Consider the following 25,227-nt stretch of genomic DNA (forward strand, 5'->3'; position numbering starts at 1 on the left):
TCATAGCCATGAACCAGTTAACGAATCTTTCTTCTGAAACTTCTCTCTCCGCTCATGAACAGGAAGCACGTGATTTAACGCGCATTCTACCCGCTTCACGTAAAGTCTATCTGCCAGGCTCGCGTCCTGATATTCAGGTGCCGATGCGGGAAATTTCCCTCAGTGAAACCCCGACCGGCTTGGGCGGTGAATATAATCCGCCCTTGATGGTTTATGACACGTCTGGTGTCTATACCGACCCCAATGTGACGATTGACCTGAATAAAGGCCTGCCCAATATCCGTGACAGCTGGATTGAACAGCGTAACGATACAGAAATGCTGGACGATTTAAGCTCTGAATTTGGCCGACAACGTTTACGTGATATCCGTACTGCGGCCATCCGTTTCGCGCATATTCAAAAACCGCGCAAAGCCAAACGCGGCCAGAACATCACCCAGATGCACTATGCCAAACAAGGCATGATTACGCCAGAAATGGAATATATCGCCATTCGTGAAAACCTGCGTCAACTGGAGGGTGTCGATATGCGCCAGCATCCGGGACAAAATTTCGGTGCTAAAAACCTGACTGAAATCACCCCGGAGTTTGTACGGCAGGAAGTCGCTGCCGGCCGCGCGATTATTCCGGCCAATATCAATCATCCGGAACTGGAACCGATGATCATCGGACGCAATTTTCTGGTCAAAATCAATGCCAATATTGGTAACTCGGCTTTGGGTTCTTCGATTGAAGAAGAAGTCTCGAAAATGACCTGGGCGACACGCTGGGGTGCAGATACCATTATGGATCTCTCAACCGGGCAGAACATCCATGAAACCCGGGAATGGATTATCCGCAATTCTCCCGTGCCAATTGGCACCGTACCGATCTATCAGGCCTTGGAAAAAGTCAACGGCGTAGCCGAAGACCTGACTTGGGAAATCTTTAAAGATACCCTGATTGAACAGGCGGAACAGGGCGTGGATTATTTCACCATTCATGCCGGTGTACTTTTAAGATATGTACCGCTCACGGCCAACCGTCTGACCGGCATTGTTTCGCGTGGCGGTTCGATCATGGCACAGTGGTGTCTGGCGCATCATCAGGAAAACTTTCTCTACACCCATTTTGATGACATCTGCGAAATTATGAAAGCATACGATGTGTCTTTCAGCCTCGGCGATGGCCTGCGTCCAGGCTGTGTGCAAGATGCCAATGACGAAGCGCAATTTGCTGAACTGAGAACCTTGGGTGAACTGACCCATCGTGCCTGGGAACATGATGTACAGGTGATGATTGAAGGTCCGGGCCATGTGCCGATGCACATGATCAAGGAAAATATGGACCTGCAACTGGAAGTCTGTAAAGAAGCGCCCTTCTATACCCTTGGCCCTTTAACTACGGATATCGCCCCGGGTTATGACCATATTACTTCAGCGATTGGTGCCGCAATGATTGGCTGGTATGGCACCGCCATGCTGTGCTATGTCACCCCGAAAGAGCATCTTGGCTTGCCAAATAAAAAAGATGTCAAAGACGGCATTATTACCTACAAGATTGCAGCACATGCAGCCGATCTGGCCAAAGGGCATCCAGGCGCACAGGCCCGGGACAATGCGCTGTCCAAGGCACGTTTTGAATTCCGCTGGGAAGACCAGTTTAATTTGAGTCTGGATCCGGATACAGCCCGTAGCATGCATGATGAAACCATGCCCAAAGCAGCACATAAATCTGCACATTTCTGTTCCATGTGTGGACCGAAGTTCTGTTCAATGAAGATTAGCCAGAATGTTCGAGACTATGCCAATCAGCAGGCCAAGCCTGATCAGCCGGCAAGCTCTCAGGCCGAAATTGAAGCAGGTATGGATCAGATGAAAGCCAGCTTCCATAAGTCTGGCCAAAATCTGTACCACAAACTATAAAACTTTAAAAAAAACAGTTGTCTTCAAAAAAAACTCAGATAGGATGAAAATAAATCAATTCATTCTATCTGAGCATATGAATATTATTAAACAGGCCTCTTATAATAAAAAAGACTTTTGCATAGAGGCACGTGAGTTTTTGTACCGGGGATTTATTCAGGTGGAAAAAGTCAGCCTGCGACACCGTTTATTCCAGCAGGACAGCTCGACGCCTATTTTGCAACGTGAGCTGATTCACCGGCCAGAAGCAGCGGGTGTACTGATGTACAACCATCAACAGCAGAAATTCGGCCTGATTGAACAGTTTCGGATTGGTGGATTGGACGATGTCGATTCTCCTTGGCAACTCGAAGTGATTGCTGGCGTTTTGGATGGCAATGAAGCACCTGAAGCATGTATCCGCCGCGAGGCACTCGAAGAATCAGGCTGTACCCTGGATGAGCTACAGCACATTTTCAGCTTCTACCCTTCCGCAGGTGCCTGTTCCGAATTATTTCATTTATATGTGGCCCAGACCGAATTGCCTGAACAGGGCGGTATTTTTGGTATGCCGGATGAAGGTGAAAATATCCAGCTGCATATTCTGGATTATGCAGATATTTCCGCACTACTCAGCAATGGGCGCTTAAGGAATGCACCGGTCATTATGGCCTTGCAATGGTTGCAACAACATATTCATACTGCAGGGATATGTCTAAGGGGAAAGACATGAGTTTTTCGCAGTCAAATACAACCGAACAGCCCGACTGGACCATTATCCAGATTTCTGATACCCATTTGATGGATCGGGAAGAGCTGGAATTTGCCCGGATGAATCCGGAGCAGAGTTTTCATGAAGTGATGCAGCAGATTCAGCAGCGCTTTCCCAAAATGGATGCGCTGATTCATACCGGTGATCTGGCGCAGGTGCCGGTGGAACGAACTTATCAGCGTTATTTAGACTTTATCCAGTTCTTAAACGTGCCGCATTATCAAATTCCAGGTAATCATGATGACACCCGGATCTTTCCGTTTCATCAGAATGCCAATCAGGTACATGCGATTCATTTTGGTAGCTGGACCATGATTTTGTTGAATAGTGCGGTTCAAGGCAAGGTTGATGGCTGGGTGGAACAAGCTCAGCTTGATCAATTGAACCAATTATTGCTTGAGTTTAAGCATCAGCATGTCATCATCGCTTGTCATCATCACCCTTTTGCGATGAAATCGCACTGGATTGACCAGCACCGGCTTAAAAATGCCGAAGCTCTGAAAGATGTCCTGGCACGGCACCAGAATATAAAGCTGGTCTTGTTTGGTCATGTGCATCAGGATTCCTGTAATGAATGGCATGGTATCTATTTTTTATCCACGCCATCGACCAGTGTGCAGTTCAAACCTAAAAGCCAGGATTTCGCGCTAGATCAGGCGGCGCCCGGTTATCGTGTATTACATTTGCAACAAAATGGTGAGTTTGATACCTATATTGAACGGGTGGCATTGAGTCAGCAAAATATTAATACTGAAATTTCAGGTTATTAACTTTTCAATTTGTTTTTTTTGCATTACTTTATTGCAACCAAAGGAAATGTGATATGCATAGTCCAGACATCAAAGACTATCAATAAGCATAAAAAGTCTATATGATGACGGCCCCCACAGGAGGATAATCCTTCTACAGGGTGGATAAAAATTGCATATCACCATATTTTTTGCGTAGCAATCATACGCATATGATGAGGAATGCCCTAAATGGCGAATGACAACCAAAATCAAGTCTTAGACAATCAAATTGAAGTTGTAGAAGAGAAAGCTGCAAAGCGCGTACGCAAATCTAAGCCTAAAACGACTGACGGTGGTTCTACTGCTAGCTTATTTGGTATTGAACCTTATCAACCTAAAAAAAATGAAGAATACATGTCTGAAGGTCAGCTTCAGCATTTCCGCCAAATTTTGCTGGCCTGGAAAGCCGAGTTGATGTCAGAAGTGGATCGTACGCTGAATACGATGCAAGATGAGAATACTGCCCTGCCTGATGTCAACGATCGTGCCACTCAGGAAGAAGAATTTGCAATTGAGCTGCGTACCCGTGACCGTGAACGTAAACTGATCCGTAAAATCGAACAGTCAATCGAAGCGATACAGAATGATGACTATGGTTTCTGTGAAACTTGTGGCATCGAAATTGGTTTGCGTCGTTTAGAAGCCCGTCCAACGGCTACTTTATGTATTGACTGCAAAACCCTGGCGGAAATCAAAGAGAAGCAAAATAACGGTTAATGATGCTGTTGAATAATCCTCCCCTAACCCCTCCTTTAAAAAAGGAGGGGGACAATAGGATGGCTTATGTGGGTCGGTTCGCGCCATCGCCAACCGGCCCTTTGCATTTTGGCTCCCTCATTACCGCAGTTGCCAGTTATTGCGATGCCAAAGCCAACCACGGCACATGGCTGGTTCGGGTGGAAGATACCGATATTCCGCGTATTTATCCGGGCAGTGAAGAGCATATTTTGCGTGCCATGGACGCCTTTCAGCTTGAGCCAGACGGCGAAATCATTTTCCAGAAAGACCGTTTAGATATTTATGCAGATGTGATCGAACAATTACGTCAGCAGGGTCTGGTTTATGCCTGTCAATGTACCCGTAAAATGCTCGGTTCCAATCATATCTATCAGGATACCTGCCGTGACCTAGCTCTGGCATTCGACAATCAAGCGATCCGTTTAAAAGTCGAAGATATCGAAATCTGTTTTGAAGATCAATTACAAGGTCGACACTGCTCAAAGCTGAAGAAAGATCTGGGAGACTTTGTCTTAAAACGTCGTGACGGGATTATTAATTATCAGCTGGCGGTAGTGGTCGATGACTATCTGCAAGGCATGACCCATGTGGTACGTGGTGCTGACCTGCTGGACAATACCGAACGGCAAATCTATCTGGGGCAGTTGCTCGGTTATCCGCGTCTGAATTATATGCATCTACCCCTGGCGATGAATGATCAGGGACAAAAACTCTCAAAACAGAATCTGGCCCAAGCACTGGATTTAAGTCAGGCCCCACAACTCTTAAAACAGGCACTTAATGCTTTGCATCAGGCTGAAGTTGATCTGGATACGCCACAACGCATGCTGCAACAGGCGGTTGCGCAATGGAACATTGAACGGATTCCACATACAACAGCGCTACAAGGTTGTTATCAATAAAAACCTGTTTTGGCTTAAGCTAGAATTCTAGAATTAAAATCAGAGAGGAAAAGCAGATGTTTTTTATTTTTGGATTCGGCCCTAAAACCAAAACTATTGAAAAGAGCCAGTTCCTGTGTCCAGTCTGCCGAACCCGTACAGGCTATGAGCTGAAACAGCAACGTCATTATTTTTCTTTGTTTTTTATTCCATTGATTCCACTTTCCAAGCCTAAAACTGCTTTTGTGACCTGTTCCAATTGCGGAACTGCAATGCCGAGCACAGTGCTTGACCATGCTCAGCCGGAGCCCGGGTCCAACTCCAATCTAGAAGCTTGATTCTTCCCGGCTTGGATTGACCTGCCGAGTGGTCGAATCAATTTTCAGCACTAAACTGATCATCACCGCACAGACAATCAATGATGAACCCCCATAACTAATAAATGGCAGGGTCAAACCTTTGGTCGGTAACACGCCCATATTCATACCGGCATTCACCAGAATCTGTAACAGGAAAATGATACAGATCCCATAGGCCAGATAGCCGGCGCGTAGATATTGATGTTGCAAGGCACGATGTCCGATCCGGATACAGCAGACCAGCATGGTAAAAGACAGGATCAGGATGGTCGCAATACCTAAAAAGCCAAATTCCTCACCTAAAATCGCCAGCATAAAATCAGTATGCGCTTCAGGCAGATAAGACATTTTCTGAATGCTGTGCCCCAATCCAACCCCGGCCCACTCACCACGGCCGAAGGCCATTAGTGCATTCGAGAGCTGATAACCGCTACCCAGTGGATCTTCCCATGGATTTGAAAAAGACATCAAACGCTGCAAGCGATAAGGCTCTAATAAAATCGCTGCGGCAAATGCACCGACCAAGGTCATAAAGGCCACACCAAACTGAATCCACGGCGCACCCGCGAGGAAAAACACGCCAAGCATGGTCAAGGTAATTACTACGGTTGCCCCCAAGTCCGGCTCAAGAATAATCAAACCGACGGTCACACCCATAATCGCACTTAAACGAACCAAACCTTTAATATTGTTCCGGACTTCTTCCGCACGGCGTACCACATAGTCCGCGGTAAAAATCGCCATCATCACTTTCGCCACTTCCGAGGCCTGCAAGGTAAATCCGGCCACCCGAATCCAGCGCTTGGAACCATTGACCTCAGTCCCGACCACCAGCACGGCCACCAACAGTACAATGGTAATAATCCACAAAAAGAAGGTGTTATTAAACCAGACCTTTAAGGGAATTTTATAGGTTAGATAGGCGGCTACTGCTGCCACAAAAATCGAAATGCCATGGCGGCTAATATAATGAAAGGCATTTTCATGCATACGTTCAGCATAAGGCATCGAGGCCGATGCCACCATGATCGAACCAATACACAGTAAAGCCAATACACAGAAAATTAGTACATTCCGTGGATTTAGCTCAGCGGGGAGCTTGGGTACCCACTGGCTATAAAATTGGTTTAGTTTATTGATCGTAGTCTGAGCAAACCCAGCCATATCACGAATCCTTGTTATTCTTAATTGAGTTCATTCACATACGCAACAAACTTGCGACCACGCTCAGGATAACCCGAGAACATATCAAAACTTGCGCATGCAGGAGACAATAGCACGACATCATCTGCCTGGGTGTGCTTTTGGCAGATTTCTACGGCCTGCTGCAAACTCTCTGCATGAACCAGCTCAGTCGTGCCCCTAATCGCTGCTTCGATGATCGGACGGTCTTCACCAATCAGCACTGCAATCTTGGCATATTTACTCAATGATTCACGCAAAGCCTTAAAGTCCTGTCCTTTGCCCTGTCCACCGAGAATAATCGCAACTTTGCCACCTTGGGCTTCAATCGCCATACCTAAACCATCGAGTGCCGCCAAGGTTGCACCGATGTTGGTGCCTTTGGAGTCGTTATAATAACGTACGCCCTGCACTGCTTTGACAAATTCGCAGCGATATTCCAGACCTTTGAAAGTTTTTAAAGTGTTTAGCATGCTGTCCAATGGCAAACCAATCGCTTCACCGAGTGCCAGACAAGCCAGGGCATTGGCAACATTATGCGTGCCCTGCATATACATCTCGGTACTTTTTAACAGACGTTCACGACCACGCGCCAACCAGATGCCACCATCGGTATCTTTAAGAATCCCGTACTGGTTCATATCGGGTGCATTCAGGCCAAAACTTTGCATCGGCGTCACATCTGGCACCAAAGGACGGGTCAAAGAATCATCCCGGTTATACACCACTTTTTTCACACCCTGAAAAATCCGGTGCTTGGCGGTGTGATAGCCCATCATATCGCCATGCCGATCCAGATGATCTTCACTCATGTTCAGTACCACCGCCACTTCAGCCGCCAGATTTGAAGTAGTTTCCAGCTGAAAACTGGATAATTCTAAGATATATAACTCAGGATCATCTTTGGTTAAATCCAGTGCAGGACGTCCCAGATTGCCACCGACCGCGACTTTTTTGCCAGCATCGGCTGCCATTAAGCCAATCAAAGTGGTCACTGTACTTTTGGCATTGGAACCGGTAATCGCGACAATGGGCTTATCCGTAGCACGGCGTAAAATCTGGATTTCACTCACCACAGGAATACCCTGCGCCATCGCCGCCTGAATTTCTGGCAATTTTGGATCCAGTCCCGGACTGATCACGATTTCTTCTGCAGACAGCAACAGCTCGGCATCAAACTGGCCGAAACTGGTCTGGACTTCGGCCGGAATCTGGTCATGTCCCGGAGGGATGGCTCTAGAATCCGTTACTGCAACGCGGTAGCCCTGGTCATGTAAGAAATTGACTGCTGCAACACCTGATATTCCGAGTCCTGCAACGACTTTTAACCCACCACGTTGTATTAACATTTTCGCCCCATATTTTGGTCTATTTTGAAACTGACGAAATGGTAGCACTTTGCTGTTTTGAATGCCTTTTCTGATTGAGTTTTCTGCATATTTTTTTGTGTCCATGCGTAAAAAACCGTCATGCTCATGACGGTTTTTAAAATTACAGCCAAAAAGGAACTTATTTCCATTTGACCGCTTGCTGGGCCGGCTTTTCCTGTGCACTTTGCTCCGACACCGGACAGGCACAGTTGCCACCACAGCCTGCAGCCATACCCGGTTGCAGCCATTTGGCCAGACGCGTCCAGCCTTTTGCTGCGCAGGCATCAGACAGCTTCTGGAAGACTGAGTGAGAGGTGTTCGGAAACACCTTTTTAAATACCACCAGCGCACTCCACAGCACCAGTGCCGCCACAATCAAAATTTCAATCATCTCAATCTCCCATGCATATACTCAGGCAAGCTCAACGGGCCGAGGCCAACCTGAGATTAGCCCAAATAATATGAAGCAATTTGATAAGTCAGGAATGACATGAAATATGCCAAGCCAAACAGGTAAACCGTCATGATACTGACCGTTTTCCAGGAACCAGTTTCACGTTTGACTGTCGCCAAAGTTGCCAGACAATGCGGTGCATAAATAAACCACACCAGTAAAGACAGACCTGTCGCCACTGACCAGCCCAGATCACCACCACTACTGATGAGTGAAGAGAGACCTTCGGACATTGCATCGTCATCTACGGCAGACAGTGCATAGACAGTGCCCAATGCAGCAACCACCACTTCACGTGCTGCCATGGCTGGAATCAAGGCAATACAGATCTGCCAGTTAAAACCGAGCGGTGCAAAGATTGGCTGCATCAGATGACCGAGCATACCTGCCAGTGAATAATCAATCGCCGGCAAAGTCGCACCTTCTGGGGGTTGCGGGAAGGTGCACAGGAACCAGAGTACAATCGATAAGGCGAAGATGATGCCACCGACCCGCTTCAAGAAGATTTTGCCGCGATCCAGCAAGCCGATCCAGACGTTTTTCAGATCCGGGAAACGGTAGCTTGGCAGCTCCATCAACAGCATGTGCTGGGATTTATCTTTATGGAAAAATTTCAGTACAAAAGACACCGCCAGAGCACTGACAATACCCGCCATATACAGGCCAAATAACACCAGACCTTGCAGGTTCATAAAACCCCAGACAGTTTGCTGTGGAATGAAAGCTGCAATCAGCAAGGCATATACCGGCAAACGTGCTGAACAGGTCATCAGCGGTGCCACAAAAATCGTGGTTAAACGATCTCGCGGATCACTGATGGTACGCGATGCCATGATGCCCGGAATGGCACAGGCAAAGCTGGACAATAACGGAATAAAGGCACGGCCTGACAGGCCCGCTTTAAACATCAGCTTATCGAGCAAGAAGGCTGCTCGTGGTAAATAACCTGATTCTTCCAAGACTAGAATAAAGAAGAACAGAATCAGAATCTGTGGCAGGAATACCACCACCCCGCCGGCACCAGCAATAATCCCGTCCACCACCAGACTATTCAGTAAGGGATGAGCAATATATTCACCGAGGAATTCACCGAGCCAACCAAAGAAGGTTTCGATGCCATCCATAAACGGCGCAGCCCAGGCAAATACCGCTTGGAAAATCACGAACATCATTACAGCCAGGCTGAGTAGACCCAGTACCGGATGTAAAAAAATCCTGTCGAGAAAATCAGTACGTTTGTCTTCCTGATCGACGAAATTGACCACGTCGTTCAGAATGACTTCTACCTGCTGATGCGGGTCACCCTTTAAGCCACTCAGTTCAGTCTGCGGTACCGAGAATTTTCCCTGATCCAGGGCATTCTTCAGGTTTTCAATCCCTGAACTGCGTACCGCTACAGTTTCCACCACGGGCACGCCGAGACGTTCAGACAGCTTCTGGGTATTGATTTGCATCCCACGACGGCGTGCTTCATCCATCATGTTGAGTACAACCAGAATCGGACGACCCAAAGCAATCATTTCTAGGACCAGACCCAGATGCAGTTTCAGGTTAGTGGCATCTACTACACATAAGAATGCATCCTGCTGCTGTTCTTCTGCGATTTTACCTTGCACCACATTACGGGTAATTTCTTCATCCGGGCTGGTCGCATCCAGACTATAAGTCCCTGGCAAATCCAGTACCCGCACCGCTTTGCCTGAAGCAAGCTGAAACGTACCGACTTTACGTTCAACCGTGACCCCCGCATAGTTACCAACTTTTTGGCGTGTTCCGGTTAAATGGTTGAATAATGAAGTTTTACCGCAATTAGGGTTACCGACAAGGGCAATACGTAATGTATCACTCATGCCGACACCGCCTGTTCGATTTCAATTTTGGCTGCTTCTGATTTACGCAAAGCAAAACGGGTAAATCCAACTTGAATCAAAATGGGATCTCCACCAAAAATACCTTTCGTAATCACCTGTACCTTCGTACCCGGCACAAAGCCTAGAGTTTCCAAACGACTCGCGACGACATCGTGTAGAGCACTTTCACCATCAGTTGTTCGACTCACTTTTCGAATGATGGCAATTTGTTTTGCTTTTAAATCAGACAAACGCACCGTGAAATTCCTGAACTATTTTGTACAGTATACAAACAAATGAGAATAATTAACAAATAAGATTGATTACATGCTGAATTAGTTTTTATATCACATCGACAGTCTGGTGAAATTAAACTACAGTGGAGAATACCTATTAAATTCATCGCTTTTTCAGATCAGATCCTTTTACCCTATGCTGAACAAAAAACCCCGTATTCCCGCCCCGGTTCAAATTCCTGAAGCCTTGAGCTATTTACAGGGTTTTCGTGATTATCTGATTGCGCAAACGGTCAGTCCACACACCCGAAATGCCTATTTATCTGATTTGCTGCAATGTGCAGAATGTCTGAGCAAGCCTTTGCCAGAATGGACCCATGACGATATTTCCGATGTATTGATTGCACTGACCAAACAGCAAAAAAGCCCACGCTCAATTGCCCGCTGTCTGTCAGCCTTGCGTTCATTTTATAAATTTCTGCGTGAACAGAAGCTGCGTAGTGATAATCCGGTGGCAGCGCATAAAACCCCGAAGCTTGGCCGTGCCTTGCCCAAAGACCTGTCTGAAGCCGATGTTGAGGCCTTGATTGATGCCCCCGATATCAATACTGCTTTAGGCCTGCGTGACCGTGCCATGTTTGAAGTGCTGTATGCCTGCGGTTTACGTGTCACTGAACTGATTAACTTGCGTCTGGAACTGATTAACTTAAAACAGGGCTATTTACGCATCGTCGGTAAAGGCAATAAAGAACGTCTGGTACCGATGGGACACATGGCCTGTGAATGGGTGGAAAAATATCTGAATGAAGCCCGTCCACAACTGTATAAGACCTCAACCGATTATCTGTTTTTGACTCAGCATGGCGGCATCATGAGCCGGCAAAATTTCTGGTATGCGATTAAACGCTATGCTTTACAGGCCGGAATTGCATCCGAGCTGTCACCGCACACCTTGCGGCATGCCTTTGCAACGCATCTGCTCAATCATGGCGCAGATTTACGTGTGGTACAGATGCTGCTTGGACATAGTGATCTGTCGACCACCCAGATTTATACCCATGTGGCGCAAGTGCGGATGCAGCAACTGCATGCAGCGCATCATCCACGGGCTTAAAATATCTACACATGGAATAAACTGAGAAGTTTGACGTGTTTGTATTTTTTTTTGTTATGCTAATGCTCTGTTTTTAGTCCAAGAAGAAAAGGGTTATTTATGACATTTGCCCGCTCAAAAGTTTTTATGGCTTGTACACTTGCTGCTGGTTTGGGGCTTAGCGCATGTTCCAATTCCGATAACAACACTAAAAAGCAAGATACACTGACTGCAAGTGCACCAGCAACGGGAGAAGCCTCTACCCTGACCGAACGCAATGCACAACAGCGTCTGGTCTCTACCTTGGAAAAGCATTTCAAAACTGCGGGGATCAGTGCCAAAATTACCGATATTAAAACCACCGAAGTACCGAACCTGTTCTGGGTCAGTCTGGAAGGTATGTCTGCGGTCTATGTCACCAGCGATGGTAAATACCTGATTCAGGGCGACGTGATCCGACTCGGTGATAAACAGCTGCATAATGTCAGTGAAAACCTGCAAGCCGGAATCAACAATAAACTCTTTGCCGAACTGAAAGCAGAAGATCTGCTGATCTATCCGGCCAAAGGCAAGGCCAAGCATGTGGTCTATGTCTTTACCGATGTCAGCTGTCCGTATTGCCATAAATTCCATGAACAAATGGATGAAATGAATAGTAAAGGTATTGAAGTTCGTTATATCGCCTGGCCGCGTGGTGAACAGCATATGCCGGCCATGGAAGCAATCTGGTGTAGTGCTGACCGTCATAGTGCTTTTGATCAGGCCATTGCCGGCGCACAAATTAGTGCAGAGAAATGTGAAAATCCTGTTCAAGATCAATATCACATGGGCCTGAATATGGGCGTCAATGGCACCCCTGCCATTTATAGTTCGGAAGGGGTTTACCTCGGCGGATATCTGTCTAGCGCTGAATTATTGAAGCGACTTAAATAACTCATTTTAATACGTTATTTAACTTTATTTTATACATAAAGATATTCTGAAATGACCCTAGAGTCATGGCGTTTTTTTAGCTATGATCTAGGTTCTCGTAAAAAACTGTTTATTTGGAGTGTGACGTGAAACCAGTTCGTCTGGCTATCCTCGGTCTTGGTACTGTAGGTGGTGGTGCCTTGAAACTATTAAAAGAAAATGCTGCTGAGATTAAACGTCGCACCGGTCGTGAAATTGAAATTACCTATGTAGGCACCCGTCGTCCACGTCCTGATCTGGACCTACCTGCATCAGTGAAACAAAGTGCAGACTTGATGGACATCGTGCGTCAACCTGACGTAGACGTGGTGGTCGAAGTCATGGGCGGGATTCATCCTGCTTTTGAAATTATTATGGAAGCCATGAAACATGGCAAGCATATTGTGACTGCCAACAAGGCGCTATTGGCTGAACATGGGAATGAGCTGTTTAAAGCGGCTGAAGACAATGCCGTGCAGATTGCCTATGAAGCGGCAGTGGCTGGCGGTATTCCCATTATTAAAGTGATTCGTGAAGGTCTGGCGGCCAACAAGATTGAATGGCTGGCGGGCATCATCAATGGTACGGGTAACTTCATTCTCAGCGAAATGCGTGAAAAAGGCCGTACTTTTGAAGACGTACTCAAAGAAGCACAAGAACTCGGATATGCCGAAGCCGATCCAACCTTTGACGTGGAAGGTATTGATGCTGCACATAAGCTGACCATTCTGGCTTCATGTGCCTTTGGTATTCCGCTACAGTTTGACAAAGTCTTTACTGAAGGTATTGGCAAAGTCACTGCACAAGATGTGAAATATGCAGAAGACCTCGGTTTCCGTATCAAGCACCTGGGAATTGCACGCCGCACCGATGCCGGGATTGAACTCCGTGTTCATCCAACCCTGATTCCTGAAGAAGAACTGATTGCCAACGTCAATGGCGTGAAAAACGCCGTACTGGTACAAGCCAATGCGGTTGGCCCAACGCTGTACTACGGCGCAGGTGCGGGTGCAGGCCCAACGGCTTCTGCTGTGGTCGCAGACGTGGTGGATATTGTCCGTGATATCATTTATACCGAAGACGGTGCTGGAACCATTCCGCAACTGGCCTTTGAAGCACTGACCGATTTACCGATCTTGAGTCGTGAACAAATGACCACCGGCTATTACATCCGTATTAATGCCGAAGATCAAATGGGCGTGCTTGCCGATGTCACCACGATTCTCAGTCGTGCCGGAATCAGTATCGATGCCATCATGCAGCAACCTCGCTTAAAAGACCTTATTCCGATCGTGATTCTGACCGATCCTATCGTCGAATCAAAAATGGATGCAGCGCTCTCACAAATTCAAGCATTACCCGTCATTCATGGCGAAATTGTACGAATTCGTTTAGAATCGCTTGATAATTAATCGGGTTAAGGGGAGTATTTCCCCTTGCCAAGCTCTACACACAATTGGAACATCATCATGTCGAATGCCAATCGTTATACTGGTTTAGTTGACCGCTATCGCGACCGTTTACCAGTGTCTGCAACTACTCGTGCGATCTCTTTGGGTGAGGGTAATACTCCACTGATCAAGCTTGAGAATATTCCACGCATTATTGGTAAAGATGTTGAAATTTATGTGAAGTACGAGGGCTTAAACCCGACTGGTTCATTTAAAGACCGCGGTATGACTATGGCAGTGACCAAAGCCGTTGAAGAAGGCTCTAAAGCCATCATCTGTGCATCCACTGGTAATACTTCTGCTGCTGCGGCTGCATACGCTGCTCGTGCCGGTATCAAAGCATTCGTGCTCATCCCGGAAGGCAAAATTGCCATGGGTAAAATGGCCCAAGCGATGATGTATGGTGCAATCACCATGCAAATTCGTGGTAACTTCGATGACGGCATGCGTCTGGTGAAGGAAGTTGCTGATCAGGCACCGGTAACGATTGTAAACTCAATCAACCCGTACCGCCTGCAGGGTCAAAAAACCATTGCTTACGAGATCGTTGAAGCTTTAGGTCGTGCCCCGGATTACCACTGCCTGCCAGTGGGTAACGCAGGTAATATCACTGCACACTGGATGGGCTATACCGAAGCGGTGGCCAATCAGTCGAAAGAAGAATTTGAGCAAGTGATTTACGATGCTGAAACCGATGCTTTCACTGGTCCTAAACCGGCTGGCTTGCCAATCATGGCCGGTTACCAAGCGTCTGGTGCTGCTCCGTTCCTGCGTGGTGGTCCAGTAGAAAATCCGGAAACTGTTGCAACTGCAATTCGTATTGGTAATCCGCAAAGCTTCAATCATGCCAAAGCTGTCGTTCGTGATTCAAACGGCTGGTTTGATGAACTGACGGATGCTGAGATTCTTGAAGCGCAACGTCTGCTGTCGATGTATGAAGGTGTATTCGTAGAACCTGCATCTGCTGCGTCTGTTGGCGGTGCAATCCGTGATATCAAAGCAGGTAAAATCGCTGAAGGTTCAGTAATCGTATGTACCGTAACCGGTAATGGTCTAAAAGATCCAGATACCGCGATCAAACAATGTGCCGATGCGGTGATGCTGTCTATCGACGCAACCATGGCTCAGGTAAAAGACTCTATTCTGTCGAACATGTAATTTCAGCCAGAATAAAAAACCCTGCATTTGCAGGGTTTTTTATGAGCGCAGAGATTAGATTCGTTTTGGTTGCTGGCTCACCCAGCTCATCAAACGGGTCGCATCATTGGTACGCGCCTGTGAGCTATTTGCACCTAACAGTACCACTGCCACCGGACGGTTATTCAGGGTCGTATGCATCACCACACAGCGCCCTGCTTCATTAATAAAACCGGTTTTAGAAATATTGATATTCCAGCCGCCGTTACGCACCAGTGCATTGGTATTATTCGATTTCAGTACACGATAACCCAAGTTAAAGTCATAGCTTGGTGTGGTCGAGAATTGACGAATCAAACCATATTGAGAAGCGGTATTCACTAAAATACCCAAATCACGTGCTGATGCCACATTTCCAGGGTGTAAGCCGGTTGATTCCATAAAGCGGGATGAATTCATGCCTAAGGCCTTGGCCTTACTGTTCATCGCTGCAATAAATGCACTGCGACCACCTGGATACGTTCGCGCCAAGGCTGCAGCTGCCGGGTTTTCAGACTTCATTAGAGCAAACAATAAAGCTTCGGCACGGTTCATGCTATCGCCAGCACGTAAGGTCGAGCTTGAGCTTTTACAACCTGCGCAAGAGAAATCAACCTGTTGCAGCGTGATTTTTTCTGACATGTTTAAACGTGCATCGGAAATCACCACTGCTGTCATTAATTTGGTAATAGATGCAATCGGCAAAGCGGTATTGGTGTTTTTGCTAAACAGCACCTCACCGGTTTGCGCATCCATAACCAATGCAGCACGGGCATTTACAGAGGGTTGATTGCTATAACTGTTTGTATCAAAAATCTGTGTTGTTTTTGCTGGTTGCTGAACACTGACCGACTGCTGGGTGCTCGGTACACTCTGACGCAAGGTCGTGGTCACGGTGGCTGAACCGGGTGGCGAAGGCTCATCAGCAGCCACACGGAAATCATCACTCATCAGCTGATTGACTTCCTCAGAAGACCAACTAATGCTGGATCCGCCCTCTGTCGTGCCAGAATTCATAATGATTTCAGCAAAACTTGTCGCACTCATGCTGACTAACACGGACAGGCCCAATACATGCCTTAAAGACTTGTTTATTTTCTTCACTATTTCTTCACTCAACTAACAGAGGTAAGATTGATTTGCGTATTACCTCTAATATGCCTTACATTTAAACACATTGCAGAACATTTTTTGATCTTGACACTGTGTGATAAGTTTCAGATTTTATCTTGCGAATAGGATTGCTAATTTTGTACTTTCATTGCAAGCTTATTTTGCTTTATGTAACAAAAAAATGATTTTTTTAACAGAGGGAGAGCGTAGGTGATCACAGTTTTAGTTGTGGACGACCATGAATTAGTACGTACTGGAATTTGCAGAATGCTGGAAGACCATGCGGAGGTTCAGGTGATTGGACAGGCTGAATCTGGTGAAGAAGCGATTTCTCTGGTTCGTCAGCATCATCCGAATGTGGTTTTACTGGATGTGAATATGCCGGGCATTGGTGGCGTAGAAACCACGCGTCGTCTGCTTCAGAGCGCCCCTGAAACCAAAGTACTGGCTGTCAGCGGTCTGGCAGAAGAACCCTATCCTTCGCTGTTATTAAAAGCCGGAGCCAAAGGTTATATTACCAAAGGGGCGCCGATTTCAGAAATGGTTCGCGCCATCAATAAAGTCATGCAAGGCGGTAAATATTTTAGTGCCGACATTGCAGAACAGTTAGCGAGTTCTTACCTTTCTGATACACAGCAATCGCCTTTTGATGCACTGTCAGAACGTGAAATGCAAGTGGCGATGATGGTGGTGAACTGTATCAGCGCTCAGGAAATTGCTGACAAGCTCTTTGTCAGCGTCAAAACCGTAAATACTTATCGTTATCGTATTTTTGAAAAACTGAATATTGATAGTGATGTCAAACTGACGCATCTGGCCATGCGCTATGGGCTGATTAAACCTTAGCCTTTGGCGAGTCGCGCTGCATATGGCACAAAAAACCAATTATTCTGAACTCAATCAGTATCATTTAGGGATCTGGTATAGTGCGTATCGCCTGCTGATCAGCACTGGCCTGCTGCTGATTTTTCTGCTGACCTACCCCGAGCTAACCGGCGATTATCAATATCCACAACTGTATTATTATGCGCTAGGAATCGGTGTTGCCATTAATACAGCGCAGCTGTTCGCACTGAAATGGATCAGACGCCTGATCCAGCCGCAGCTGATTATGATTTTTTTTAGCGATGTCTGCGTCTTAAGTTTACTGACTTTGGCAAGTGATGGGCCTAATCTGCAAATTGGTTTGCTGTTTGTGATTACCATCTTTTCCGCATCGTTATTGCTGGATGCAAAAAAAGCTTTGGTGGTCACGCTGATTGCTGTGATTAGTGTCATATATCAACATTTTATCGGCAGTATTTTTGCATTTTCTTCCTTAAGCAATATCAGTAATAGTGCCCTGCTGGCCTTTTTGTTCTTTGTGGTCTATGGAACCGGGCAAATTGCGGTACGCCGTTTTCAGATTCTGGAAAACCTGAACTTTTCGCAATCTCTGGAACTTTATCGCTTACAGAATATTAACCGTTATATTCTGGAACAGATCGAAACCGGTTATCTGGTGCTGGATGAGAATTATCATGTGGTCCTGAGTAACCCTGCGGCCTGTACACTGCTCGGGATCGAAGCAAAATTTGCACATGAGAAATTTACCCTCTACCAGTCACAACCAGATTTATTTGAACTGATCCAGTTTGAAACGCTGGAAAATGGCGAGCGTTTTCAGTTTGAATCACAGCAAAGTCGCTATAACATTCATGTACAGGTACAAAAGCTGATTGTGCCGCATCAAACCCTGATGTTATTGGTGTTACAGGATGCCAAAAAACTCAATCAACAGGTGCAGCAACTCAAGCTTGCTGCACTGGGCCAGCTTTCAGCCAGTATTGCGCATGAAATTCGTAATCCATTGGCAGCTATTGTGCAGGCCAATGATTTATATCATGACTCTGACAATGAACAACAACAAGTACTCAACCAGATGATTGGCCGACAGGCGACCCGGATTGACCGGATTATTCAGGACACGCTGAATATGGTCAAAAATAAAGAAACCCATCCGGTGCCGATTCATCTCAATGAATTTATCCCGTTATTTATCCAGGAAGATTTGGCCGATATTTGCGATCAGATTCAATTTAATATTGATGTGCCACTGCTGATTCAGTTCGATGAAGCGCAGTTCCGGCAAGTCCTGATTAACCTGCTTCGCAATGCCATCCGTCACAATTCAGCAGATGCCAATTACATTCAGCTGAATATACATCCCTATGAACATCGGGTCTGGATTGATATCCGGGATTTCGGCTCAGGTGTAGCCATACACGACCAAGCCCTATTATTTCAACCTTTTTTCAGTACCTCGATTAGTGGAACCGGATTAGGACTGTACTTATCACATAGTTTTTGTGAAGCAAATCAGGCACAATTAAACTATATACAACAAGAACAGGGCGCATGCTTTCGCATTAGCTGCCAACGTATTACGGTATAAAGGGGTTTAAGGGAAATGAGTGTGGAACAACAGCCACTGGTGCTCTTGGTGGATGATGAAGAAGATTTATGCACCCTCATGCAAATGTCGTTGCTGCGGATGGGGATTCGTACGCACATCGCACATCGTCTGCAAGATGCTAAAAAATATCTTGCAGATCATCAATATGATGCCTGTTTAACTGACCTGAACCTGCCCGATGGCAATGGTTTGGAGTTACTGGACTGGATTGGTCATCTCTATCCTGCACTTCCGGTCGCGGTTCTGACCGCCTATGGCAACATGGAAATCGCGATTGCTGCACTCAAGGCCGGTGCCTTTGACTTTGTCAGCAAACCGATCAATCAGAAACATCTGGAACAGCTGCTACAAAAAGCACTGAATAAACCGGTGGATTATTCCCATAATAATCCAAATGATGCTTTAGAACATAAAATGCTGATTGGGCAATCGATACCGATTCAGCACTTACGTATTACCTTACAAAAAATTGCCCGCTCCCAGGCACCGGTTTTTATTACTGGCGAATCGGGAACTGGCAAGGAAGTGGTGGCCAATCTGGTCCATCGCCTGAGCAACCGTAATGAAGGCCCTTTTATTGCAATTAACTGTGGTGCGATTCCCACTGAACTGATGGAAAGCGAACTGTTTGGGCATAAGAAAGGCAGCTTTACTGGCGCCGCTCAGGACAAACAGGGGCTGATTCAATCGGCACATGGTGGCAGCCTGTTTCTGGATGAAATTGCAGAACTGCCACTTTCCATGCAGGTCAAACTGTTACGTGCCGTACAGGAAAAACGTATTCGTCCACTCGGTTCAGATACTGAAATTGATGTGGATTTCCGCGTCATCAGTGCCACTCATCAGGATCTGGAAGCCTTGGTACACCAAGGCAAATTCCGTCAGGATTTATATTTCCGTATTCATGTGATGGATCTGACTTTACCGCCGCTGCGTGAACGGAGTCAGGATATTCTCTTACTCGCCGAACATTTTATTCAGAAGATTTGCCAGGAATGGGGCATTGCCAATAAAAAACTGACAGAACGCAGTAAAGAATTTTTATTGGAACAATATTATCCGGGTAATGTACGTGAATTGCGTAATATTATGGAACGTGCAATCACCTTGAGTGATGAAGAACGGATTGACCTTCAGCACCTGCAAAGTGCACCGTTACGTCAGGCTCTTAACAGCGCTCAGGAGATGAATACGCTCACGAGCGAGATCATTGCGACTGACACCCTGATTGCCCCGAGAAAGCTCCCAGAAGAAGGCCTAGAGCTATATTTAGAAAAGATTGAAAAAGAAGTCCTACTCAATGCGCTGAATCTAACGCACTGGAACCGCACACTGGCCGCGAAAAAGCTCGGTATGTCATTCCGCTCCCTACGCTATCGTTTGAAAAAGTTCGGACTGGATACTGAGGAAGACGAATAATTATTTTTGCAGGAGCAGCAGGTCTGTGACGTGTTCCAGATAGCTCTCCTCACGCATTTCCTGCTTAAACGGATAACTGAAATGTGGCTGCACGCCCCGCCCTTCAATCATCTGACCACTCGGACTGAAGTATTGTGCCACTGTCATTTGTAAAGCAGAACCATTACTCAGTGGAAATAGCTTTTGTACCACACCTTTGCCATAGCTTTGCTCACCGACCACCCAAGCCCGGCTATGTTCTTTCAATGCTGCCGTAAAGACTTCAGCTGCCGAAGCTGAACGGTTATTAATCAGAACGCCCACTTTCAGATTCTGAAATTCAAAACTTGGCAGCGCCTGAAATTGCTGATTGCCTTCCGAACGGCTTTGGGTCGAGACAATCACACCCTGATTCAAAAATAAATCGGCCGATTCTACTGCGGCAGAAAGTAAGCCACCCGGGTTATTGCGTAGATCAAACATCACCGCTTTTAAGCGTCTGTCAGAATAGCTTTCAATCAGGCGCTTGATTTCATTGGCTGTATCTTGCTGGAAAACTTTGACCTGCAATACCAGTACCTGATTATTGTGCAGACTGGATTTAATTTCAGTATCGAGCTTGGTATTCCTTACCAGACGAACCACCGGACTTTGCGGGGAAAGCTGTATGCTCAGCGTAGAGCCGACCGCCCCGCTCAATAACTGTCGCACCTGCTCCTGATTCAGGCTACTCAGTACCTGATCATCAATTTTATAGACCGTGACACCATTGCGCAGTCCCTGCTTGGCAGAGTCGGCATCGGCGCTCAATCCCTGCACCATCCATTGCTTCATCTGCGAGTTAAATTGCAGATCGAAATCAATGCTGGCCAGATCACCTTCAGTATATTCACGTAGCTGCTTATAATCTTCAGGAGACAAATAACGCGAATAGCGGTCTAAGCCACTGACCAGCCCTTGGATTGCCTGTTGGAACAAGGCGTCGTCATTTTTGTCTTGAATATAATTGTCTTTGACGATGCCGTAAATTTGTACAAATTCTTGAATGGATGCCACAGGAATTTCAGTATAAACCTGACCATCCATTTGCATATCATCGAATACCGGCTCTTTTGAGCCCGCACCCCAGGCCGAATGACTCAAACACATCAGTAAGCATGGTATAACGACAGACTTCCAATGTGTTGTTGCCATTTTTTACCTTTCTTTAAAATCTTATCGAAAATTATTGATTCAGTTTAATCAGGTTGCGACCTTGCATTTCCGCAGGGACTGGAACTTGCATCAGACTTAATAAGGTCGGTGCGACATCTGCCAATACGCCACCTTCTGCGATCGTGGCCTGAGTTGGACCTACATAAATAAATGGAACCAATTCAGTGGTATGTTGAGTATGCACCTGACCACTGTGATAGTCCTGCATCTGCTCTACATTACCATGATCGGCAGTGATAAGCATATGACCTTTTTGCGCCATCACCGCCTCATAAACCCGGCCTAAGCAGGTATCGACCGCTTCAACCGCTTTCACTGCGGCATCAAAAACACCGGTATGACCGACCATATCACCATTGGCATAGTTCACCACCAGCAGGTCAAATTCGCCTGAATTGATCGCAGCGACCAGCTCATCAGTCACTTCATAAGCACTCATTTCCGGTTTGATGTCATAAGTTGCTACATTTGGCGATGGAATCAGGATACGTTTTTCACCCGGATATTCATCTTCACGACCGCCACTAAAGAAGAACGTCACGTGTGCATATTTTTCAGTTTCAGCAATACGCAATTGGGTTTTACCCAGATTTGACAGGTATTCACCAATCGAGTTGACCAACGCTTCTGGCATATAGGCCACAGGCGCATCAATCGTTGCTTGGTAACGCGTCAACATCACAAACTTGGCTAAGTTCGGCACCACTTTACGTGCAAATCCAGCAAAATCTTTTTCTACAAATGCGCGAGTCAATTCACGGGCACGATCGGCACGGAAGTTCATGAAGACCACGCTGTCGCCATCCTGAATTTTTGCCAGCTCACCAATGCGGGTGGCTTTGACAAATTCATCCGACTCATCTGCGGCATAAGCCTGTTCCAGACCTTGAACTGCGGTGGCAGCTGTACGGGCCGCTTCGCCTTCAGTCAATAAACGATAGGCCTGTTCGACGCGATCCCAACGGTTGTCACGATCCATCGCGAAGTAACGACCAATCATGCTGGCAATACGACCTTGACCTGGATATTGTGCAAACAGCGCATCCAGTTTTTCCAATGACGGCTGGGCACTTCGTGGCGGCGTATCACGACCATCCAGGAAAGCATGCAAATAAACTTTGACACCACGTTTGAGTGCCAGTTCAGCCATCGCAACAATATGGTCTTCATGCGAATGCACACCGCCTTGAGATAAAAGGCCGAGCAAATGCACTGCACCACCTGAAGCTTTGGCTTTTTCAACCGCATCGACGAGTACTTCATGATTGAAGAAATCACCGGTACGAATGTCTTTGGTAATCCGGGTAAAATCCTGATACAGCACACGACCTGCACCGAGGTTCATATGTCCGACTTCCGAGTTCCCCATCTGGCCATCTGGCAGACCAACATCTTCGCCTGAACCCGAGATCAAACCATGCGGATGCTTGTCCTGCATTGCAGTTAAATTTGGTCGTTTAGCTGCTAAAAACGCGTTGTCTTCGACCGCTTCGCGATGACCCACACCATCCATAATCACCAAAACGTGAGGGATTTTGCCAGCAGTTGCATCCGTCATAATGAAATACTCTGTTCGTCTACGAATTAATCGCTCTATTTTAGCGAAGTTTGCAAAAAGAGGCCATGACCAGAGTATGGTTTAAGCCACTCATCGCGATTGATTTGTTCTATTTTCCTGGGTCTTAGCGTGCCCGATGCAGCAGGTAACCCCCAATACCGAACATGATCAGAATCGGAATAAAGACAAACCATGCCGGAGATGGTGCATAGACCAGACTGGCATAACCGAGGAAATCCTGCAGATAGAAAAAGCCCAGACCGGCAAATAAGGCAATCACCAGACGAAAACCCATGGATTGCTGACGCAGCGGCCCAAAAATAAATGAACAGGCAATCACCACCAGTGCAATCAGGGCAAAAGGAGAACCGAGTTTCTGCCAGAAAGCCAGTTGATAGGTTTTTGGCACCTGACTATATTCATGCATATAACTTGTGAAACTGACCAGTTGGCTCGGTGACAAGTCTTCAGGATCGATGGTGACCATATGCACATATTTAGGCTGCAAGGCCAGCGCCAAGGGTTGCTGTTGCTGCTTGATCAGGGTGGCATTACCATTTTGTAAAATATCGAACTGCTCGGTGTTGCCTAGCGTCCAGGAGCCATCTTTGACGAACTCGCCCTGATCTGCCTGCAAGGTGCCGCGCAAGCGATAATCGTCATCAAAATCCAGCATCTGTACATTTTTCAGCTGGCCTTGCGAATTGGCATAATCAATATAAATAAAGCGCTGCCCTTCCCGTGTCCAGTAACCCCGTACTTCGCCCAGTTGCGCGGCTTTACTCGAACTTTTTACGCTCTTGGCCTGTTCATTGGTATAAGGAATCACCCACTCGCTCAAGGCAAATGACAAGACCACCAGCAGTAATGCTGAACGGATCACCCAGCCGACAATCCGCCACAGACTGATCCCGATCGAGCGCATCACAATCAGTTCACTATTTGAGGCTAATGTGCCCAAACCTAAAACCGCACCGATCAGCGCCGAGATCGGCAGAATTTCATAAAGATAATTCGGAGCACCCCAGAGCACATATTTCAAGGCATCCCAGGCGCCATAACCTTCTTTTAGTGAACCCAGCTCACCCAGATAAGTAAATAACACCTGTAAACCCGCCAACACAGCGGTTGCACCCAGCATCGCCAGCGCAGTGGTTTGGGTCACATGTTTTGCAACTATACGACGTGCCAACATTATTAAGACCTCACTCGCTGAATCTGTTTCTTGATTTTCGGGGCCAAATTCTGTTTACGTGAGAACAAGGCACCCGCAATCGCATAAGCAATCAGGATCAATGGATAAGCCCAGATCCCCATTTCCTCTTTACTGATCCGGGTTTTCACGGCCATTAACGCCACAATCAGACTGGCAAAAATCATGAGCGCCGGAAATAACTTGAGATAACGACCTTGGCGTGGACTCACTTCAGACAAGGCCACGGCCAGAATCAAAGCAATCAGAATCGCAAATGGTACAAATACCCGCCAGCCTAATTCACTGGCCACCACAGGATCCTGACGGTTCTGCCACAATTGCGAGGTTGGCAGGGCTTCAACTTCAGCACTGGCAAACTGTGCTTCCTCATCATTTTCTAAACGCAGACGATAGCTTGCAAATTCAGCCTGGGTATATTGCGGAGTGCCCGGATAGATTTCATAACGGCGACCTTGAATCAGATCGACCACATTGGCCGCATCATTTGGCACCTCAATGCGGGTGGCTTCCTGGGCCAGAATCATCACATCCGGTTTACCGGGTTTTTCTGCTCGCTGATAGAAGAAAATATCTTTTAAGTTTTTACGGTCTTCGGACAGATCACCGGCATAAATGGTATAGGGGCCAGAGGAAATAAATTCTTTGGGTCGTACCAGATCAAAGCCGGTGCGTACCGCCTGACTGGTGGTCAGCGCTTCAAACTGGCGGATTCCCCATGGCGCTGCCCAGAGCATCAAGCCGGCTTGGGCAATGAGAAACACCAAGGTCATCGGCACCAGAAGGCGCGCCAATTGATGCCGGCTGACACCACTGCCATTCATCACCGCCATTTCATGGTCGACATATAAACGGCCAAATACCAGCATCAGGCCAATAAAGAAACCGAGCGGAAGAATTAAGGTCAAAAACTCAGGCAAACGGTAGCCAATGATGCTAAATAAAATGCCTGCATCCAGACGGCCTTGCGCTGCGACACCAAAATACTTGATCAGTCGGCCACCCATCATGATCAAGGTCAATAAGGCAATCACCACCAAGGATGTCGAGACAACTTGCTTGACCAGATAACGCCGAATAATCAAATT

23 protein-coding genes are annotated in these 25,227 nt (G+C 46.7%); 13 read left to right on the forward strand and 10 right to left on the reverse strand.

Translation table 11 applies throughout. The features are described from left to right. Positions 1-8 precede the first annotated feature (8 nt). The 6 genes from thiC to FTU95_RS04015 all read left to right on the forward strand — a co-directional run bounded on the left by thiC (position 9) and on the right by FTU95_RS04015 (position 5,403). Positions 9-1,904, forward strand: a complete 1,896-nt coding sequence (gene thiC, locus FTU95_RS03990) for a phosphomethylpyrimidine synthase ThiC (RefSeq protein ID WP_074383658.1) — start codon at positions 9-11, stop codon at positions 1,902-1,904. Positions 1,905-1,980: 76 nt separating this feature from the next. Continuing rightward, entirely contained in the window at positions 1,981-2,616 is a 636-nt protein-coding gene (locus tag FTU95_RS03995) for an NUDIX domain-containing protein (RefSeq protein ID WP_180077624.1), read from the forward strand. Beyond that, complete coding sequence (gene cpdA / locus FTU95_RS04000) at positions 2,613-3,425, forward strand: 3',5'-cyclic-AMP phosphodiesterase (protein WP_180076072.1); 813 nt, start codon at positions 2,613-2,615, stop codon at positions 3,423-3,425. Before FTU95_RS03995 ends, cpdA begins: the two co-directional genes overlap by 4 nt. Before the next feature lie 210 nt (positions 3,426-3,635). Further along, entirely contained in the window at positions 3,636-4,163 is a 528-nt protein-coding gene (dksA, locus tag FTU95_RS04005; RefSeq protein ID WP_005094428.1) for an RNA polymerase-binding protein DksA, read from the forward strand. Positions 4,164-4,165: 2 nt separating this feature from the next. Then, complete coding sequence (gene gluQRS / locus FTU95_RS04010) at positions 4,166-5,086, forward strand: tRNA glutamyl-Q(34) synthetase GluQRS (RefSeq protein ID WP_225553535.1); 921 nt, start codon at positions 4,166-4,168, stop codon at positions 5,084-5,086. A gap of 56 nt (positions 5,087-5,142) precedes the next feature. Beyond that, positions 5,143-5,403 carry a zinc ribbon domain-containing protein gene (locus FTU95_RS04015; protein WP_005094432.1) on the forward strand — a complete coding sequence of 87 codons (261 nt, stop codon included), beginning with the start codon at positions 5,143-5,145 and terminating at the stop codon, positions 5,401-5,403. Here FTU95_RS04015 and ftsW read toward each other — a convergent pair. From ftsW to FTU95_RS04040, 5 genes are all read right to left on the reverse strand, one after another. Continuing rightward, positions 5,392-6,588 (reverse strand): putative lipid II flippase FtsW, encoded by a 1,197-nt coding sequence (gene ftsW / locus FTU95_RS04020; protein WP_180077626.1) that lies wholly within the window; start codon positions 6,586-6,588, stop codon positions 5,392-5,394. The two genes, FTU95_RS04015 and ftsW, sit on opposite strands and share 12 nt — an antisense overlap. A 20-nt stretch (positions 6,589-6,608) precedes the next feature. Then, complete coding sequence (murD, locus tag FTU95_RS04025) at positions 6,609-7,955, reverse strand: UDP-N-acetylmuramoyl-L-alanine--D-glutamate ligase (RefSeq protein ID WP_180077629.1); 1,347 nt, start codon at positions 7,953-7,955, stop codon at positions 6,609-6,611. A gap of 160 nt (positions 7,956-8,115) precedes the next feature. Continuing rightward, positions 8,116-8,367: a DUF6587 family protein gene (locus FTU95_RS04030; protein ID WP_005094438.1), complete on the reverse strand. Its 252-nt coding sequence runs from the start codon at positions 8,365-8,367 to the stop codon at positions 8,116-8,118. A gap of 56 nt (positions 8,368-8,423) precedes the next feature. Beyond that, positions 8,424-10,280, reverse strand: coding sequence for a ferrous iron transporter B (locus FTU95_RS04035; protein WP_005094440.1), 1,857 nt, complete (start codon positions 10,278-10,280; stop codon positions 8,424-8,426). Next, on the reverse strand, positions 10,277-10,537 hold the full coding sequence (locus FTU95_RS04040; RefSeq protein ID WP_004281065.1) for a FeoA family protein: 261 nt from the start codon (positions 10,535-10,537) through the stop codon (positions 10,277-10,279). Before FTU95_RS04040 ends, FTU95_RS04035 begins: the two co-directional genes overlap by 4 nt. A 175-nt stretch (positions 10,538-10,712) precedes the next feature. On the opposite strand from FTU95_RS04040, the gene xerD reads away from it, so the two are divergent. From xerD to thrC, 4 genes are all read left to right on the forward strand, one after another. Continuing rightward, positions 10,713-11,630, forward strand: a complete 918-nt coding sequence (gene xerD, locus FTU95_RS04045) for a site-specific tyrosine recombinase XerD (protein WP_005094442.1) — start codon at positions 10,713-10,715, stop codon at positions 11,628-11,630. Positions 11,631-11,729: 99 nt separating this feature from the next. After that, complete coding sequence (locus FTU95_RS04050; RefSeq protein WP_005169007.1) at positions 11,730-12,542, forward strand: DsbC family protein; 813 nt, start codon at positions 11,730-11,732, stop codon at positions 12,540-12,542. Between the two features lie 125 nt (positions 12,543-12,667). Beyond that, positions 12,668-13,972, forward strand: a complete 1,305-nt coding sequence (locus FTU95_RS04055) for a homoserine dehydrogenase (RefSeq protein ID WP_005094444.1) — start codon at positions 12,668-12,670, stop codon at positions 13,970-13,972. A 57-nt stretch (positions 13,973-14,029) separates the two neighbouring features. After that, entirely contained in the window at positions 14,030-15,169 is a 1,140-nt protein-coding gene (thrC, locus tag FTU95_RS04060; RefSeq protein ID WP_005094446.1) for a threonine synthase, read from the forward strand. 54 nt (positions 15,170-15,223) lie between these two features. On the opposite strand, the gene FTU95_RS04065 is transcribed toward thrC, so the two are convergent. Beyond that, a complete protein-coding gene (locus FTU95_RS04065) occupies positions 15,224-16,291 on the reverse strand; it encodes a serine hydrolase (protein WP_180077631.1) in 1,068 nt (355 codons plus the stop codon). Between the two features lie 219 nt (positions 16,292-16,510). Here FTU95_RS04065 and FTU95_RS04070 point away from each other — a divergent pair, with 219 nt between their 5' ends. Genes FTU95_RS04070 through FTU95_RS04080 form a run of 3 tightly spaced genes read left to right on the forward strand, consistent with a single transcriptional unit; the run spans position 16,511 to position 20,174 of the window. Further along, a complete protein-coding gene (locus tag FTU95_RS04070; protein ID WP_005108454.1) occupies positions 16,511-17,146 on the forward strand; it encodes a response regulator in 636 nt (211 codons plus the stop codon). 22 nt (positions 17,147-17,168) lie between these two features. Further along, the gene (locus FTU95_RS04075; protein WP_180077633.1) at positions 17,169-18,734 is read left to right on the forward strand and encodes a PAS domain-containing sensor histidine kinase; all 1,566 of its coding nucleotides are present in this window, start codon (positions 17,169-17,171) and stop codon (positions 18,732-18,734) included. A gap of 15 nt (positions 18,735-18,749) precedes the next feature. Further along, positions 18,750-20,174 carry a sigma-54 dependent transcriptional regulator gene (locus FTU95_RS04080; RefSeq protein WP_180077635.1) on the forward strand — a complete coding sequence of 475 codons (1,425 nt, stop codon included), beginning with the start codon at positions 18,750-18,752 and terminating at the stop codon, positions 20,172-20,174. On the opposite strand, the gene FTU95_RS04085 is transcribed toward FTU95_RS04080, so the two are convergent. From FTU95_RS04085 to lptF, 4 genes are all read right to left on the reverse strand, one after another. Next, entirely contained in the window at positions 20,175-21,347 is a 1,173-nt protein-coding gene (locus FTU95_RS04085) for a S41 family peptidase (RefSeq protein ID WP_180077637.1), read from the reverse strand. It lies immediately after the preceding gene. 31 nt (positions 21,348-21,378) lie between these two features. Next, positions 21,379-22,926 carry a 2,3-bisphosphoglycerate-independent phosphoglycerate mutase gene (gpmI, locus tag FTU95_RS04090; RefSeq protein ID WP_180077639.1) on the reverse strand — a complete coding sequence of 516 codons (1,548 nt, stop codon included), beginning with the start codon at positions 22,924-22,926 and terminating at the stop codon, positions 21,379-21,381. 124 nt (positions 22,927-23,050) lie between these two features. Continuing rightward, positions 23,051-24,121, reverse strand: a complete 1,071-nt coding sequence (lptG, locus tag FTU95_RS04095; RefSeq protein WP_180077641.1) for an LPS export ABC transporter permease LptG — start codon at positions 24,119-24,121, stop codon at positions 23,051-23,053. Between the two features lie 2 nt (positions 24,122-24,123). Next, complete coding sequence (lptF, locus tag FTU95_RS04100) at positions 24,124-25,224, reverse strand: LPS export ABC transporter permease LptF (protein ID WP_005169028.1); 1,101 nt, start codon at positions 25,222-25,224, stop codon at positions 24,124-24,126. Between the last annotated feature and the right edge of the window lie 3 nt (positions 25,225-25,227).

The sequence above is a fragment of the Acinetobacter sp. YH12208 genome, from assembly GCF_013418055.1.
Taxonomy (GTDB): Bacteria; Pseudomonadota; Gammaproteobacteria; order Pseudomonadales; family Moraxellaceae; genus Acinetobacter; species Acinetobacter pseudolwoffii.

What these genes read in the sequence shown, in the direction of transcription:
- thiC (WP_074383658.1), top strand. Translation starts at nt 9, where the DNA reads ATGAACCAGTTAACGAATCTTTCTTCTGAAACTTCTCTCTCCGCTCAT.
- FTU95_RS03995 (WP_180077624.1), top strand. Translation starts at nt 1,981, where the DNA reads ATGAATATTATTAAACAGGCCTCTTATAATAAAAAAGACTTTTGCATA.
- cpdA (WP_180076072.1), top strand. Translation starts at nt 2,613, where the DNA reads ATGAGTTTTTCGCAGTCAAATACAACCGAACAGCCCGACTGGACCATT.
- dksA (WP_005094428.1), top strand. Translation starts at nt 3,636, where the DNA reads ATGGCGAATGACAACCAAAATCAAGTCTTAGACAATCAAATTGAAGTT.
- gluQRS (WP_225553535.1), top strand. Translation starts at nt 4,166, where the DNA reads ATGCTGTTGAATAATCCTCCCCTAACCCCTCCTTTAAAAAAGGAGGGG.
- FTU95_RS04015 (WP_005094432.1), top strand. Translation starts at nt 5,143, where the DNA reads ATGTTTTTTATTTTTGGATTCGGCCCTAAAACCAAAACTATTGAAAAG.
- ftsW (WP_180077626.1), bottom strand. Translation starts at nt 6,588, where the DNA reads ATGGCTGGGTTTGCTCAGACTACGATCAATAAACTAAACCAATTTTAT.
- murD (WP_180077629.1), bottom strand. Translation starts at nt 7,955, where the DNA reads ATGTTAATACAACGTGGTGGGTTAAAAGTCGTTGCAGGACTCGGAATA.
- FTU95_RS04030 (WP_005094438.1), bottom strand. Translation starts at nt 8,367, where the DNA reads ATGATTGAAATTTTGATTGTGGCGGCACTGGTGCTGTGGAGTGCGCTG.
- FTU95_RS04035 (WP_005094440.1), bottom strand. Translation starts at nt 10,280, where the DNA reads ATGAGTGATACATTACGTATTGCCCTTGTCGGTAACCCTAATTGCGGT.
- xerD (WP_005094442.1), top strand. Translation starts at nt 10,713, where the DNA reads ATGCTGAACAAAAAACCCCGTATTCCCGCCCCGGTTCAAATTCCTGAA.
- FTU95_RS04050 (WP_005169007.1), top strand. Translation starts at nt 11,730, where the DNA reads ATGACATTTGCCCGCTCAAAAGTTTTTATGGCTTGTACACTTGCTGCT.
- thrC (WP_005094446.1), top strand. Translation starts at nt 14,030, where the DNA reads ATGTCGAATGCCAATCGTTATACTGGTTTAGTTGACCGCTATCGCGAC.
- FTU95_RS04075 (WP_180077633.1), top strand. Translation starts at nt 17,169, where the DNA reads ATGGCACAAAAAACCAATTATTCTGAACTCAATCAGTATCATTTAGGG.
- FTU95_RS04080 (WP_180077635.1), top strand. Translation starts at nt 18,750, where the DNA reads ATGAGTGTGGAACAACAGCCACTGGTGCTCTTGGTGGATGATGAAGAA.
- FTU95_RS04085 (WP_180077637.1), bottom strand. Translation starts at nt 21,347, where the DNA reads ATGGCAACAACACATTGGAAGTCTGTCGTTATACCATGCTTACTGATG.
- gpmI (WP_180077639.1), bottom strand. Translation starts at nt 22,926, where the DNA reads ATGACGGATGCAACTGCTGGCAAAATCCCTCACGTTTTGGTGATTATG.
- lptG (WP_180077641.1), bottom strand. Translation starts at nt 24,121, where the DNA reads ATGTTGGCACGTCGTATAGTTGCAAAACATGTGACCCAAACCACTGCG.